The organism is Methylobacterium planeticum, assembly GCF_008806345.1.
Classification (GTDB): Bacteria; Pseudomonadota; Alphaproteobacteria; order Rhizobiales; family Beijerinckiaceae; genus Methylobacterium; species Methylobacterium planeticum.
The window spans coordinates 226,396-241,647 of sequence record NZ_VZZJ01000004.1; the positions used below are offsets into that span (position 1 = coordinate 226,396).

Annotated in this window: 11 protein-coding genes; 7 read left to right on the forward strand and 4 right to left on the reverse strand. The window is 72.6% G+C overall.

Going from position 1 to position 15,252, the window contains the following annotated elements; all coding sequences use genetic code 11:
• Nucleotides 1–4: 4 nt before the first annotated feature.
• The 4 genes from F6X51_RS06670 to F6X51_RS06685 form a co-directional block, all read right to left on the reverse strand.
• A complete protein-coding gene (locus tag F6X51_RS06670) occupies nt 5–1,345 on the reverse strand; it encodes a BCD family MFS transporter (RefSeq protein WP_150962436.1) in 1,341 nt (446 codons plus the stop codon).
• Nucleotides 1,345–2,229, reverse strand: a complete 885-nt coding sequence (gene chlG / locus F6X51_RS06675; RefSeq protein ID WP_150962437.1) for a chlorophyll synthase ChlG — start codon at nt 2,227–2,229, stop codon at nt 1,345–1,347. Before chlG ends, F6X51_RS06670 begins: the two co-directional genes overlap by 1 nt.
• Before the next feature lie 160 nt (nt 2,230–2,389).
• On the reverse strand, nt 2,390–3,832 hold the full coding sequence (ppsR, locus tag F6X51_RS06680; RefSeq protein WP_150962438.1) for a transcriptional regulator PpsR: 1,443 nt from the start codon (nt 3,830–3,832) through the stop codon (nt 2,390–2,392).
• Between the two features lie 35 nt (nt 3,833–3,867).
• Nucleotides 3,868–4,758: a cobalamin B12-binding domain-containing protein gene (locus F6X51_RS06685; RefSeq protein WP_150962439.1), complete on the reverse strand. Its 891-nt coding sequence runs from the start codon at nt 4,756–4,758 to the stop codon at nt 3,868–3,870.
• A gap of 275 nt (nt 4,759–5,033) precedes the next feature.
• Between F6X51_RS06685 and bchF the strand changes: the two genes are divergently transcribed.
• Genes bchF through F6X51_RS06720 form a run of 7 tightly spaced genes read left to right on the forward strand, consistent with a single transcriptional unit; the run spans nt 5,034 to nt 15,238 of the window.
• Entirely contained in the window at nt 5,034–5,540 is a 507-nt protein-coding gene (bchF, locus tag F6X51_RS06690; RefSeq protein ID WP_150962440.1) for a 2-vinyl bacteriochlorophyllide hydratase, read from the forward strand.
• The gene (locus F6X51_RS06695; RefSeq protein ID WP_150962441.1) at nt 5,537–6,835 is read left to right on the forward strand and encodes a ferredoxin:protochlorophyllide reductase (ATP-dependent) subunit N; all 1,299 of its coding nucleotides are present in this window, start codon (nt 5,537–5,539) and stop codon (nt 6,833–6,835) included. Before bchF ends, F6X51_RS06695 begins: the two co-directional genes overlap by 4 nt.
• A 2-nt stretch (nt 6,836–6,837) precedes the next feature.
• Complete coding sequence (bchB, locus tag F6X51_RS06700; protein ID WP_150962442.1) at nt 6,838–8,409, forward strand: ferredoxin:protochlorophyllide reductase (ATP-dependent) subunit B; 1,572 nt, start codon at nt 6,838–6,840, stop codon at nt 8,407–8,409.
• Nucleotides 8,384–12,094, forward strand: coding sequence for a magnesium chelatase subunit H (locus tag F6X51_RS06705; protein ID WP_150962443.1), 3,711 nt, complete (start codon nt 8,384–8,386; stop codon nt 12,092–12,094). The genes bchB and F6X51_RS06705 overlap by 26 nt, the downstream gene beginning before the upstream one ends.
• The gene (gene bchL / locus F6X51_RS06710) at nt 12,091–12,984 is read left to right on the forward strand and encodes a ferredoxin:protochlorophyllide reductase (ATP-dependent) iron-sulfur ATP-binding protein (RefSeq protein ID WP_150962444.1); all 894 of its coding nucleotides are present in this window, start codon (nt 12,091–12,093) and stop codon (nt 12,982–12,984) included. The genes F6X51_RS06705 and bchL overlap by 4 nt, the downstream gene beginning before the upstream one ends.
• A gap of 53 nt (nt 12,985–13,037) precedes the next feature.
• Complete coding sequence (gene bchM / locus F6X51_RS06715; RefSeq protein ID WP_150962582.1) at nt 13,038–13,775, forward strand: magnesium protoporphyrin IX methyltransferase; 738 nt, start codon at nt 13,038–13,040, stop codon at nt 13,773–13,775.
• The gene (locus F6X51_RS06720) at nt 13,772–15,238 is read left to right on the forward strand and encodes a BCD family MFS transporter (protein ID WP_150962445.1); all 1,467 of its coding nucleotides are present in this window, start codon (nt 13,772–13,774) and stop codon (nt 15,236–15,238) included. The genes bchM and F6X51_RS06720 overlap by 4 nt, the downstream gene beginning before the upstream one ends.
• Nucleotides 15,239–15,252: the final 14 nt, after the last annotated feature.

A 15,252-nucleotide genomic window follows, 5' to 3' on the forward strand; every position in this document is an offset into this window, starting at 1 on the left:
GCATCTACCTCTCGAATCGGGGTTCGAAGCGGAGCGGGGCGGGGCGTCGCGCCCGGCGGATGCGGGTCGCCCCCGCGTGCTCGATGCGCAGGGCGATGATCGTGGCCAGCACGAAGAGCAGGGCCTCGCCGGTGAACACCGCCGCGTAGGCGTGGACCGGCGCCGGCGCGACGAGGCGGGCGAGATCGACCGCCACCGTGCCGAGGAACCCGCCGGCCCCGAACGCCACGCCCTGCGCCGCGCCCCAGACCCCCATGCGGGTTCCCCGCTCGGCCTCGCCGCCGGCGCCCGCGAGCCCCATCATCGAGCCGATCGCCGCGACGGCGAAGATGCCGTTGAACAGGCCGAGGGCGAAGACGAGGACGCGCAGGGGGAAGTCGGGCCCGATCAGGCCGCCCCCGGCGATGCCCACGAGGGCGACGCCGGAGCCCGCGCAGCCGACTGCCGTCCAGAGCTTGAGCGAGCCGAGCCTCGGACCGCCGATCCCCATGGTGAGGCCGGCGACGAGCAGCATCCCGGCGAGGACGCCCCCGTGCTGCAGCCCCGCGAGCTTGGTGGTGACCCCGGGGGTCATCGCGAAGACGAGGCCGGCAAAGGGTTCGAGGATCAGTTCCTGCGCGCTGTAGGCGAGCATCGCCACGAAGATGAAGATCGTGAAGCGGCGGGAGGCCGGCTCCGCCCAGACCCGGGCGAGGACGGTAAGGAAGGGCGGCTTCACCTCCCGTCCCGTCCCGGCGGCGTCGGCGGCGCGGGCGGGTTCGACGCCGAGGACGGCGAGGAGCGCCACCGCGAAGGCGATGGCCGAGACGCAGCCCGAGACGGCGACGAGCCGCAGGCCGGAGAACGGATCGAGGAAATGCCCGGCCAGCGGGGCCGTGACGGCGAAGCCCGCGATCATCATCACCCAGACGATCGTCGCGGCGGCGCCCCGGCGGCGCTCGTCGACGCCGGTCGCCAGGAGGACGAGGAGCGAGGTTCCGGCGGCGCCCGCGCCGATCCCGACGGTGAGGAAGGACAGGACCGCGAGGGCGAGGCCGGCCGTCCGGTCGATCTCGGTCAGGGCGGTCGCCACCGCCGCGCCGAAGCCCCCGAGGGCGAGCGCCGCCATGCCGCCGACGATCCAGGGCGTGCGGCGCCCGCCCACATCCGACCCGTAGCCCCAGCGCGGCCGCAGGACCTGCACGGCGTAGTGCAGGGCGACCAGCCCCCCGGGCACGACCGCCGGCAGCGCGAGTTCGACCACCATCACGCGGTTGATCGTCGAGGTCATCAGCACCACGACGGCGCCGAGCGCCGTCTGCACCAGGCCGAGACGGACGATCTGGGCCCAGGAGAAGCTCGGCATCAGAGGCCCGCCTGAACCAGGGGACGCAGCGCGAAGGCGGCGACCAGCATGCCGAGCACGTAGAGGGTGGTGCCGGTCCCGTTGTACCAGGCGGCCCGGGCGCGGGGCGCCGCGAGAAGGCGACCCATCAGCAGGATCTGGCCGAGGAGGAGGGCGGCCACGAGGCCCGCGTGCCAGGGCCGTTCCCAGGCGAGCAGGCAGGCGATCACCACGGCCTGGGGCAGCGCCATCACCAGGCAGGCGAAGCGGGCGGCCCGGTCGGTGCCGAGCTGGACCGGCAGGGAGCGGATGCCGGTGCGGCGATCGCCCTCCACCGACTTGAAGTCGTTGAGCGTCATGATGCCGTGGGCGCCGACGGAGTAGAGGAAGGCCACGGCGAGCACCCGCCGGTCGGGCATGGCGGCGGCCATCACGGCCGCTCCGGTGAACCAGGGCAGCCCTTCGTAGCAGAGCGCGACCGCGCTGTTGCCCCACCAGCCGTTCCGCTTCAGCCGGAGCGGCGGGGCGCTGTAGAGCCAGGCGAGGACGAGGCCGAACAGGGCGGCCCCGAGGATCCAGGGCCCGAGCGCCGCCGCGACCGCGAGGGACAGGAGCGTCCAGGCCGACGCCACGTAGAAGCCCCAGCGCCCCGGCATCCGGCCCGAGGGGATCGGCCGGTTCGGCTCGTTGATGGCGTCGACGTGGCGGTCGTACCAGTCGTTGACCGCCTGGCTGGTGGCGCAGACGAGCGGTCCCGCGAGCACGACGCCGGCCGCGATCACGGCCCATTGCCCGTGCGGGGATTGGCCGGACGAGACCACGCCGCAGGTGAAGGCCCACATCGGCGCGAACCAAGTGATCGGCTTCAGAAGCTCGACAAGTGCGCTGGGAGCCGGCGTTGCCATGCCGGAACGCTAATTTTTCAGGGCCACATGTGTCAAGTTGAAATGACAAATGTCGTGTTCATTTCAATTGACACACCGCCGGCGAAACAGCCCTGCGGATCGTCGGTGCGGTCGACACCGAACGGAGGGGCGACCGATTCGATGCCGGTCCCTGCGGGGTTCAGGCCTCGGCGTCGGGCCCGTCGAGCTCGCCGATGCCGTAGCGGCGCAGCTTGGCGTAGAGGCCCTGCCGGCTCAGGCCCAGCATCTCGGCCGCCGACGCCCGGTTGTCGCGGGTGATGCGCAGGGCCGCCTCGATGCAGAGCCGCTCGATCAGGTCGGTCGTCTCGCGCACGAGGTTCTTCATCGAGACGCGGCCGACGAGCTCGGTCATCTGCTCGACGGAGCGGGGGAGTTCGTGCCCGCTCGCCAGGGCGGAGGCGGGGCGGCGCGGAGCGCCCCGGATGGTGAAGCCGAGGCAGGGCTGGTCGCCCTGATCGACGGACACCGCCGCGACCTCGACCGCCTCGATCGAGCCGAGCTGCCCGCGCAGGCTGGTGCTGAAGTGGCGCACGGCGCCGTGCTCGGTGAGCGTGGCGAAGAGGGCGGCGGCCTCGGTCTCCTCGCGCCCGAGCCAGCGCTCGAGGGGCTCGCCCCGGGCCTGCTCGGCGGTGGCGAGCTGGGCCAGGTCGAGGAAGGCGCCGTTGGCCGCGAGGATCCGGCGCGAGGGGTCGGTGACGACGAAGCCCTCGGGCATCGCCTCGATCACGTCGAGGATCGAGGCGGCGGCCCGGTCCGGCTCCGACTCGCTCTCGGTCAGGCTCGAGAGGCGCAGCAGCGCGCTCGCGGCGTTGTCCTGGCGAAAGAGCGAGGCCGCGACCCGGGTCTGCCCGCGGGCATTGCCGAGATAGGCCACCAGATCCTCGGCCTGCCCGGTGACGCGCAGGCCGGCGAACAGCATCTCGAGGTCGCGGGTGCTGCGCGCATCGAACAGGTCGACGACGTCCTGGCCGACGATGCGCTTCTCCGGCCGGCCGATCAGGCGGGCCGCGGCGGGGTTCGCCTCGCTGACACGGCGGGTCGCCGCATCGACCACCAGAACCGGCTCCCCGGCGATCTGGAACAGCATGCGGTAGCGGGTCTCGGCGCCGCGCAGGCGCAGGTAGTCGCGCTCGAGGGCCTGCTGCGTCTCGGCGAGCTTGCGCTGGAGCGCCGCGGTCGCCCGCAGGTTGCGGCCGATCGCGATGATCGGGCCGCCCGCGCCGAGCCGCATCGAGGCGTAGCGGACCGGCAGGTCGGAGCCGCTGGCCGAGGGGTGGTTCACCTGCCGCCAGCGGGTGACGAGGCCCGGCGCCGCATCCTTGAGGAGGGCGTCGATCTTCGGGCGGCTCTCCACCGTGACGGTGTCGATCCAGCGCCGGCCGAGCCAGCTCTCGCAGCCCTCCTCCGACAGGTCCGTCCCGTTGAAGGAGGCGTCGCGGATGATGCCGTCGGCATCGATCACCAGGGAGAGGTCCGTCGCGGCCGCAACGAGGAGGCCCGCCGCCTCTCCTCCGAGGGCACCGAGAGATTCGTGAAATGCCGCGAGCGGTCTATGCGCGGCTGGGCTCGCCAGACTGGTCAATGATCACCACGTTGTGATGTCGTCGGACGGGTCTTTCAGCAGGCTCTGGCCCGCAGATCAAGCAAGCATTCCGCGGAGAGAACCGCGCGGCGGGCATCCACGGCCGTGGCATCGGCGCCGACGAGGTTGGCATAGCCCGGGTTTTCCACAAAGATCGACCCGCCGACGAGAATGCGCAGGCTGGGATTGCGCGAGGCGCGGCGCAGGCTGGTCACGGTCTCGGCGAGGACCGGCAGCAGAACCTCGCAGCCGAGCGACAGGCCGATCACGTCGAACCAGTTGGCGCGCACCCGGTCGCGGAGCGGGATCTCGGGGTCGAGGACGGCGCTCGTCACCTCCCAGCCCGCGTCGCCGAAGAAGCGCTCCAGCATCGACAGGCCGAACAGGTGCGTCTCGCCGGGGCAGGGGCCGAGCAGGATGCTGCGGCCCTGGGGGACCGTCTCCGGATCGTCGCCGTAGCGCAGGGAGAGGTCGTGCATGATGCGCTGGAGCCGCCCCATGGCGATGGTCAGCTCGGTGAAGTCGCACATGTCCTCTTCCCAGAGGGCGCCGAGGTGGCGCGCCGTCGGGGCGAGGAGGTCGAGGAGGAGGCTGTTCAGGGAGAGCCCGCCATCGACGAGGGCGGCGATCTGGGTCTCCACGTCATGCCCGAAGGGCGCCAGGACGAGACCCGAGAAGATCGCGATCTCCTCCGCGCTGGGCTTGCGCGGCGCGCCGGGATAGGCGCGGGCGCGGTGGACCAGCATCAGCCGGGGGATGATCTCGGCCTCCACGACCCGGGCGAGGTTCCCGTGCCAGCAGACCGGCCGCTCCGCGGACGCGTGCGCCTCGTGAGCATCACCCGCAGCGGGCGGGCAAGTGTCACCGCGCTCACGCGTGCTCGAACCACGGGCAAAGTGTCCGCCGATCGGGCTCACGTCGTCCATTGGTTCCTCCCAATGTTACTGACGGCTTCTCGCTTCGGGTCGATCAATTGTCGAGAACGGCGATTCGCATCCCGCTGCACTCATTGGCGGAGCAGCTTGAACCCTGACGATACGCATTCCCCCGCCTTTGGCAATGCTTCCGCCGCGGACGTCGCAACAATTGTCATTGTTGCTTGACGTAAAGCTTGGTTGACACTCGGCCGGGAGCTTCCTAGGCTTCCTGTCGAGCCGGCCCGTCGAGAGGCAGGCCGACGGGCAGGAATGGGGCGTACGCGATGGGTCCGATGGGCCAACCGACACGACCGCCGCTCTACACGACCGCCGAGCGTGCGCGCCGCGACGCCACCCGCTGGACGCTGGTCCAGGGCATCCTCGCCCCCCTGCAGTTCCTGGTGTTCCTGATCAGCCTCGTCCTGGTGATGCGTACGCTTGCAACTGGGGACGGCGCGGCGGCCGCCAACCTCTCGGTGGTGGCCAAGACCGTGGTGCTCTACGCCATCATGATCACGGGCTCGATCTGGGAGAAGGCGGTCTTCGGGCGCTACCTCTTCGCCCCGGCCTTCTTCTGGGAGGACGTGGTCAGCATGGCGGTGCTGGCGCTCCACACGGCCTACCTCGCGGCCCTCGGCCTCGGCCTCCTCGACACCGCCGGCCTGATGTGGCTGGCGCTCGCCGCCTACCTCACCTACGCGGTCAACGCGACGCAGTTCGTGCTGAAGCTGCGGGCGGCCCGGCTCCAGGCGCCGGCGCGCATGCCGCTCCGGGCGGAGGCGGCCCGATGAACGCCCACGCGCCCGTCCCGAGTGCGGCCACGCCGTCGACCGCCGGCTGCGGCGAGGTCGCGATCCGCCAGGAGCGCGGGCAGCGCGCCGTGTTCTGCGGGCTCACCGGTATCGTCTGGCTGCACCGCAAGATCCAGGACGCGTTCTTCCTCGTCGTCGGCTCGCGCACCTGCGCGCACCTGATCCAGTCGGCCGCCGGCGTGATGATCTTCGCCGAGCCGCGCTTCGCCACCGCGATCATCGACGAGCGCGACCTCGCGGGCCTCGCCGACATGAACGACGAGCTCGACCGGGTGGTCGGCCGCCTGATCGAGCGCCGGCCCGACATCCGGCTCCTGTTCCTCGTCGGCTCCTGCCCCTCCGAGGTGATCAAGCTCGATCTCGGCCGGGCGGCCGCGCGCCTGTCGCGCAACCTCGCCCCCGCGGTGCGCGTGCTGAGCTATTCCGGCAGCGGCATCGAGACCACCTTCACGCAGGGCGAGGATGCCTGCCTCGCCGCCCTCGTGCCCGAGATGCCGCGCGCGGCCGCCGACGCCCCGCCCGCCCTGCTCGTGGCCGGCGCGCTGGCGGACGTGGTCGAGGACCAGTTCGCCCGCCTCTTCGCCGAGCTCGGGATCGCGCCGGTGCGCTTCCTGCCCGCGCGCCGGGCCGGGGCGCTGCCGGAGATCGGCCCGAACACCCGCTACCTCCTCGCCCAGCCCTTCCTGGCGGACACCGCCCGGGCCCTCGAGGCCCGGGGCGCCACGCGCCTGCCGGCCCCGTTCCCGCTCGGCGCCGAGGGTACGACGCGCTGGCTCCAGGCCGCGGCCGAGGCCTGGCACGTCGATCCGGCCCGCTTCGCGGCCGTGACCGCCCCGGGCCTGCGCCGGGCCGAGCAGGCGCTCGGGCCGCACCGCGAGCGGCTCTCGGGCAAGCGGGTCTTCTTCTTCCCCGATTCGCAGCTCGAGGTGCCGCTCGCCCGCTTCCTCGCCCGGGAGCTCGGCATGGGGCTCACCGAGGTGGGCACGCCCTACCTGCACCGCGGCCATCTCGCCGAGGAGCTGGCGCTGCTGCCCGCCGGCACGCAGGTGGTCGAGGGCCAGAGTCTCGACGACCAGATGGACCGGGCCCGGGCCGCCCAGCCCGACCTCTCGGTCTGCGGCCTCGGCCTCGCCAACCCGCTGGAGGCGGAGGGCCTCGCGACCAAGTGGTCGATCGAGCTGCTGTTCACGCCGATCCAGGGCTACGACCAGGCGGGGGACCTCGCGGAGCTGTTCGCCCGTCCCCTGCTGCGCCGCACCCGGCTGGAGGTGTAGCGATGCAGCTCACCGTCTGGACCTACGAGGGACCGCCCCATATCGGCGCCATGCGGATCGCCACCGCGATGGAGAGCCTGCATTACGTGCTGCACGCCCCCCAGGGCGACACCTACGCGGATCTCCTGTTCACCATGATCGAGCGGCGCGCCAAGCGCCCGCCCGTCACCTACACCACCTTCCAGGCCCGCGACCTCGGGTCGGACACCGCCGAGATCTTCAAGCGCGCGGCGGCCGAGGCCTACGCGCGCTTCCGGCCGCAGGCCATGATCGTCGGTGCCTCCTGCACGGCCGAGCTGATCCAGGACGATCCGGGCGGCCTCGCCCGTGCCCTCGACCTGCCGATCCCGGTGGTGCCCCTCGAGCTGCCCGCCTACCAGAAGAAGGAGAACTGGGGCGCCTCGGAGACCTTCTACCGGCTGGTGCGCGCGCTCGCCGGGCCGGCGCCCGCGCCCGGAACCCCGCGGCCCCGCCCCGAGGGCCGGCGCCCCCTCTGCAACATCCTGGGCCCGACGGCCCTCGGCTTCCGCCACCGGGACGATCTGTCCGAGATCACGGGCCTGCTCGGCCGGCTCGGCATCGACGTCAACGTCACGGCGCCGCTCGGGGCCTCGCCGGCCGATCTCGGCCGGCTGGGTGAGGCCGATTTCAACGTCGTGCTCTACCCGGAGATCGCGCGGGCCGCGGCGCAATACCTGCAGAAGGCCTTCGGCCAGCCGATGGTCGAGACGGTGCCGATCGGCGTCGGCGCCACCACCCGGTTCATCGAGGAGGTGGCGGGCCTCGCCGGAATCGATCCGGGCCCGGTCCTGGCCGGCGCCCCGTCGCGCCTGCCCTGGTACTCGCGCTCGGTCGACTCGACCTACCTCACCGGCAAGCGCGTCTTCATCTTCGGCGACGCCACCCACGCCCTCGCGGCGGCTCGCATCGCCGCGACGGAACTCGGCTTCCGGGTGGTCGGCCTCGGCACCTACAGCCGGGAATTCGCCCGAGAGATCCGGGCCGAGGCGGCCCTGCACGGCATCGAGGCCCTGGTCACCGACGATTACCTCGATGTCGAGGCGGCGATCCAGGCGGCGCAGCCCGAACTCGTCCTCGGCACCCAGATGGAGCGCCACGTCGCCAAGCGCCTGGGCCTGCCCTGCGCGGTGATCTCGGCGCCGGTCCACGTCCAGGACTTCCCGGCCCGGACCTCGCCGCAGATGGGCTTCGAGGGCGCCAACGTCCTGTTCGACACCTGGGTGCACCCGCTGATGATGGGCCTGGAGGAGCATCTTCTCGGGATGTTCCGCGAGGACCGCGAGTTCAGCGATGCCGCGCCCTCGCATCTCGGCGGCAAGCCCCGCGCCGAGGCGGAGGCCCCCGCACCGACCCCCGAACCCGTCACCACCGTCACCCTCGCGCCAGGCCTCGCCGTCGCCTGGGCCGCCGAGGCCGAGAAGGAACTCAGGAAGATCCCCTTCTTCGTGCGGGGCAAGGCCCGCACGAACACCGAGCGCTTCGCGCGTGAGCGGGCGCTGCCGCTCATCACCATCGAGACATTGTACGATGCCAAAGCGCATTTCGGTCGCTGAGCGACCCGACATCCGCGTCGTCGTCGTGACGCTCGACAACCATCTGGCGAGCGCCGTCGAGCGCGCGCGGACCGGCCTCGCCGCCGAGATGCCGGGTCTCATCCTCAGCTTCCACGCCGCCGCCGAGTGGGATTCCGACCCCGCCACCCTCGCGGCCTGCCGGGCCGAGATCGCCCGGGCCGACATCGTGCTCTGCGCCATGCTGTTCATGGACGAGCATGTCCGGGCGATCCTGCCGGACCTCCTCGCACGCCGTCCGCATTGCGACGCGATGATCGGCTGCCTCTCGGCCGGAGAGGTGGTGAAGACCACCCGCCTCAACCGCTTCAACATGGACGGGTCGCAGCGCAGCGCCCTCGATTTCTTCAAGCGCCTGCGGGGCAAGGGCCCGGCCCAGGGCAACGCCGCCCGCCAGATGGCGCTGATCCGCAAGCTTCCGAAGATCCTGCGCTTCATCCCGGGATCGGCGCAGGACCTGCGGGCCTACTTCCTCACCCTGCAATACTGGCTCTCGGGCTCCGACCAGAACGTGACGAGCCTGGTGCGCTTCCTCGTCGGCCGCTACGCGGCGGGCCCCCGCGCCGCCTGGCGCGAGATCGCGGCGGCGCCTGCGCCCCTGACCTATCCCGAGACCGGGCTCTACCACCCCCGCATGCCCGGCCGCGTCGGCGAGGCGGTGGCCCGCCTGCCGGTCCCGGCCGGACCGGTCAGGGGCCGCGTCGGCCTCCTGCTGATGCGCTCCTACGTGCTCGCCGGCAACACGGCGCATTACGACGGCGTGATCGCGGCGCTCGAGGCCCGCGGCCTCGCGGTGGTGCCGGCCTTCGCGAGCGGCCTCGACAACCGCCCCGCCGTCGAGGCCTTCTTCCGGCAGGCCGGCCAGCCCCGCATCGACGCCCTGGTCTCGCTCACCGGCTTCTCCCTCGTCGGCGGCCCGGCCTACAACGACGCGGCCGCCGCCGAGGCGATGCTGCGCGACCTCGACGTGCCCTACCTCGCCGCCCAGGCGGTCGAGTTCCAGACGATCGAGCAGTGGGAATCCTCCGACCGCGGGCTCTCGCCGGTCGAGGCCACCATGATGGTGGCGATCCCCGAGCTCGACGGGGCGACCGGCTCGATGGTGTTCGGCGGCCGCTCCGCCCGCTCGGGGGCGGACCGGGCCCGCGACATGAGCGTGCACCCCGCCCGCGCGGACCTCCTGGCCGCCCGGGTCGAGCGCCTCGTCGCGCTGCGCCGCCGCCCCCGGGCCGAGCGCCGGATCGCGGTGGTGCTCTTCAACTTTCCGCCGAACGCGGGCAGCACCGGGACGGCCGCCTTCCTGTCGGTCTACGCCTCCCTGCACAACGTCCTGAAGGGCCTCGCCGCGGACGGCTACGCCGTCGAGGTGCCCGAGACGGTCGACGACCTGCGCAACCGGATCCTCGCCGGCAACGCGGCGCGCTACGGCACGCACGCCAACGTGCAGGCCCGCATCCCCGCCGACGCGCATGTGCGCCGCGAGCCGCATCTGGCCGAGATCGAGGCGCAATGGGGCCCGGCCCCCGGCCGACACCAGAGCGACGGCGCCGTCCTGTTCGTGCTCGGCGCGCAGTTCGGCAACGTCTTCGTCGGGGTCCAGCCCGCCTTCGGCTACGAGGGCGACCCGATGCGGCTCCTGTTCGAGAAGGGCTTCGCGCCGACCCATGCCTTCTCGGCCTTCTACCGCTACCTGCGGGAGGATTTCGCCGCCGACGCCGTGCTGCATTTCGGCACCCACGGGGCGCTCGAGTTCATGCCCGGCAAGCAGACCGGCCTCTCGGGCGCCTGCTGGCCCGAGCGCCTGATCGGCGACCTGCCCAACCTCTACCTCTACGCCGCCAACAACCCCTCCGAGGGGACGCTGGCCAAGCGCCGCTCCGCCGCGACCCTCGTGAGCTACCTCACCCCGAGCCTCGCCCAGGCCGGGCTCTATCGCGGCCTCGTCGAGCTGAAGGCCTCGATCGAGCGCTGGCGCGGCCTCGCCCCCGAGGCGACCGGGGAGCGGCGCGACCTCGCGGCCCTGATCCAGAGCCAGGCGGCGGCCCTCGACCTCGTGCCGGCCGAGCCCGCCTGGAGCCAGGATCTCGGCCCCGCGATCCTGGCCCTCGGCCAGGCCGTGAGCGAACTGGAGCACACCCTGATCCCGCACGGGCTGCACGTCGTCGGCGCCGGCACCCCGCCCGAGGAACGGGTCGACCTCCTGGTGGCCCTCGCCGAAGCCTCGGCCGGGCTCGCGCCCTCGCGGGAATCGATGGCGCTGCTGGCCGCGGGCGGCACGGTCGACGACGCGCTGCGCGAGGCCGGCCTGCCCCTCGACGAAACGCATCGCGCCGCCTTCGCGGGCCTGCAGGCCACCGACCGGCTGCTGGCGCAGGACCACGAGATGCCGGCCCTGCTGCGGGCCCTCGACGGGCGCTTCATCCCGCCGGTGGCGGGGGGCGACCTCCTGCGCAACCCGGCGGTGCTGCCCACGGGGCGCAACCTGCACGGCTTCGACCCCTACCGCCTGCCCTCGGCCTTCGCGGTGGCCGACGCCACCCGCCAGGTCGCCCGCATCCTCGCCCGCTACGCCGAGGAGGGCCGGCCGCTTCCCGAGAGCATCGCGCTGGTCCTGTGGGGCACCGACAACCTCAAGAGCGAGGGCGGCCCGATCGCCCAGGCCCTCGCCCTGATGGGCGCCGAGCCCCGCTTCGACGGCTACGGCCGCCTCAGCGGCGCCAGCCTGATCCCCCTCGACGCCCTCGGGCGCCCGCGCATCGACGTCGTGGTGACGCTCTCGGGCATCTTCCGCGATCTCCTGCCGCTGCAGACCAAGCTCCTGGCGGAGGCGTCCTACCTCGCCGCCGCGGCGGACGAGCCCTGCGAGCGCAACTTCGTGCGCAAGCACGCCCTGGCGATCCAGGCCGAGCACGGCATCGACCTCGAGACCGCCGCGCTGCGGGTGTTCTCGAACGCGGAGGGCGCCTACGGGGCCAACGTCAACCACCTCGTCGAGTCGGGCCGCTGGGACGACGAGGCGGAGCTCTGCGAGACCTTCTCGCGGCGGAAATCCTTCGCCTACGGCCGCACCGGCAAGGCGGCGCCCCAGCGGGAGCTGATGCGCAGCGTGCTGGCCTCGGTCGACCTCGCCTACCAGAACCTCGACTCGGTCGAGGTCGGCGTCACCTCGGTCGACCACTACTTCGACGGCCTCGGCGGGATGGGCCGGGCGGTCGCCCGCGCCAAGGGCGAGAGCGTGCCGATCTACATCAGCGACCAGACCCGAGGGGAGGGGCGCGTGCGCTCCCTCTCCGAGCAGGTGGCCCTGGAGACCCGCACCCGCATGCTCAACCCGAAATGGGTCGAGGGCATGCTCGGCCACGGCTACGAGGGCGTCCGCCAGATCGAGGCGCACCTGACCAACACGGTCGGCTGGTCGGCGACGACCAACCAGGTGGCGCCCTGGATCTACCAGCGCATCACCGAGACCTACGTCCTCGACCCCGCCATGCGCGAGCGCATGGCGGCCCTCAACCCCACCGCCTCCGCCAAGGTCGCCAACCGGCTGATCGAGGCGCACCAGCGCGGCTTCTGGACTCCCGACGCGGCGACGCGCGAAGCGCTCGACCGGGCCGAGGAGGAGCTGGAGGACCGTCTCGAAGGCATCACCGCCGAGGTCGCCGCATGAACATCGCCATCCGCAATCCCGTCCTCGCCCGGCAGCCGGAAGGCAGCGTCCAGGTCGAGCTCGACCCCAACGTCAAGATCGGGACCGCCAAGGTCTTCGCCATCTACGGCAAGGGCGGCATCGGCAAGTCGACGACCTCCTCGAACCTGTCGGTGGCCTTCTCGAAGCTCGGAAAGCGCGTGCTGCAGATCGGCTGCGACCCGAAGCACGATTCGACCTTCACCCTGACGAAGCGCCTCGCCCCCACGGTGATCGATGCGCTCGAGGCGGTGCAGTTCCACTCGGAGGAGCTGCGCATCGAGGATTTCGTGGCCGAGGGCTACAACGGCGTGATGTGCGTCGAGGCCGGGGGTCCCCCCGCCGGCACCGGTTGCGGCGGCTACGTCGTCGGCCAGACCGTGAAGCTCCTCAAGGAGCATCACCTCCTCGAGGATACCGACGTCGTCATCTTCGACGTCCTCGGCGACGTGGTCTGCGGCGGCTTCGCCTCGCCCCTCCAGCACGCCGACCAGGCGCTGATCGTCACGGCGAACGACTTCGACTCGATCTTCGCCATGAACCGCATCGTCGCGGCGATCCACGCCAAGGCGAAGAACTACAACGTGCGCCTCGGCGGCGTCATCGCCAACCGCTCGGCCAGGACCGACGAGATCGACCGCTTCAACGCCGCCGTCGGGCTGGAACGGGTCGCCCACTTCCCCGACCTCGACGTGGTGCGGCGCTCGCGCCTGAAGAAGTCGACGCTGTTCGAGATGGAGCCGACCCCCGAGCTCCTCGCGGTGCAGGCCGAGTACATGCGCCTCGCCGCCCACCTCTGGGCCGGGGGCAGGCCCCTCGACGCGATCCCCATGAAGGACCGCGACCTCTTCGAGTTCCTCGGCTTCGATTGAGGCCGCGCGTGTCGAGCACCAGCATGACGAGTTCCAGCATGGCGCGCCCCAGCATGACGAGCCCCACCTACGCCGCCCGCCGCGGCCAGCTCGAGACCTACTTCGACCGCACCGCGGTCGAGGCCTGGTCGCGCCTGACCTCGGACGCGCCGGTGAGCCGCATCCGCGCCACCGTGCGGGCCGGCCGCGACGCCATGCGGGGCACGCTCCTGTCCTGGCTGCCCGAGGACCTGTCGGGGCGGCGCATCCTCGATGCCGGCTGCGGAACCGGCGCCCTGAGCCTGGAGGCGGCCCGGCGCGGCGCCACGGTCGTGGCCATCGACGTCTCCCCGACCCTGGTCGGCCTCGCCCGCGAGCGCACCGGGCCGGTCCCGGGCCCGGGCTCCGTCGAGTTCCGGGTCGGCGACATGCTGGACCCCGGCCTCGGCCGCTTCGACCACGTCGTGGCGATGGACAGCCTGATCCACTACGCGCCGGCCGACATCGCCCGGGCGCTCGCCGCCCTCGGCCGCCGCACCGAGGCCTCGGTGCTGTTCACGGTGGCGCCCCGCACGGCGCTGCTGACCCTGATGCACGTCGCCGGAAAGCTGTTCCCGAAGGCCGACCGCGCGCCCGCGATCGTGCCGATCACCCTCGGCGGCCTGAGCCGGCGCATCGCCCGCGAGCCGGACCTCGCGGCGTTCGCCGTCGCCCGCACCCACCGGGTCAATTGCGGCTTCTACCTCTCGAACGCGGTGGCGCTGACCCGGACGGGCCTCGCGCCCCTCTGTCCCGCGGGCGGCACCCGATGAGGCCCGGCGCACGCATCACCGGCGCGCTCATGCGCCTCGGCCCGGCGATCCTGCCCTTCGCGGATGCCGCGACGGCGGAATTGCCCCTCGGCCGGCTGATGCGGCTCGCCCTGTTCCAGGTCACGGTCGGGATGGCGGCGGTGCTGCTCATCGGCACCCTGAACCGGGTGATGATCGTCGAGCTCGAGGTCCCGGCCTGGATCGTGGCCGTGATGCTGTCGCTGCCGCTGATCTTCGCGCCCCTGCGGGCGCTGGTGGGCTTCCGCTCGGACACGCACCGCTCGGTCCTCGGCTGGCGGCGCGTCCCCTATATCTGGTTCGGCACGCTGCTGCAGTTCGGCGGGCTCGCCATCATGCCCTTCGCCCTGCTGCTGCTCTCCGGCGACACCACGGGGCCGCTCTGGGCCGGGCAGCTCGCCGCCGCCCTGGCCTTCGTCCTCGTCGGGGCGGGGCTGCACACCACCCAGACCGTCGGCCTCGCGCTCGCGACCGACCTCGCCCCCGCCCATGCGCGGCCGAAGGTGGTGGCGCTCCTCTGCGTGATGCTCCTCGTCGGCATGGTGGTGAGCGCGCTGGCCTTCGGGCTCCTGCTGGCGGATTTCTCGGCGGTCCGGCTGATCCAGGTGATCCAGGGCGCCGCCCTCGTCACCATCGTGCTGAACGGCCTCGCCCTGTGGAAGCAGGAGCCGCGCAACCCCGGCCGCACCGGGAATGCGGCGCCCCGGCCGAGCTTCGCCCAATCCTGGGCGGCCTATGCGGGCAGCGGCCTCGCCCGCCGCCGCCTCGTCGCCACCGGCCTCGGCACCGCCGCCTTCTCGATGCAGGACATCCTGCTCGAGCCCTATGGCGGGCAGATCCTGCACCTCTCGGTGGCCGCCACCACGGCGCTGACCGCCATGCTGGCGGCCGGCGGCGGCCTCGGCCTCCTCCTCGCCGCGCGCTGGCTGAACCGGGGCGGCGACCCCTTCCGGGTCGCGGCCGCGGGGGTGATCGTCGGCATCATGGCGTTCTCGGCCGTGGTCTTCGCCGCTCCGCTCGCCTCGCCGCAGCTCTTCGCCAGCGGCGTCACCCTGATCGGCCTCGGCGGAGGCCTGTTCGCCCACGGCACGCTCACGGCCTCGATGGCCAAGGCCGGCCCCGAGGATACGGGCCTGGCGCTCGGCGCCTGGGGGGCCGTGCAGGCGAGTGCCGCGGGCCTCGCCATCGCGGCGAGCGGCATCGTGCGCGACGTCGGCTCGGCGCTCGCCGTCTCGGGGGCGCTGGGCGAGGCCCTGAACGACGCCTCGATCGGCTACCTCATCGTCTACCACATCGAGATCGCGCTCCTGTTCGCGACCCTCGTCGCCATCGGCCCCCTCGTGCGCGAGCACGCCCGGCCCGAACGCGCCCGCGATCCGGAGAGGGGCCACGGCCTCCCGCCGGCCGCGCTCGCGCCCACCGCCCTCGCCAACCGCCTCAGCTGAGGCCCGGGAGATCC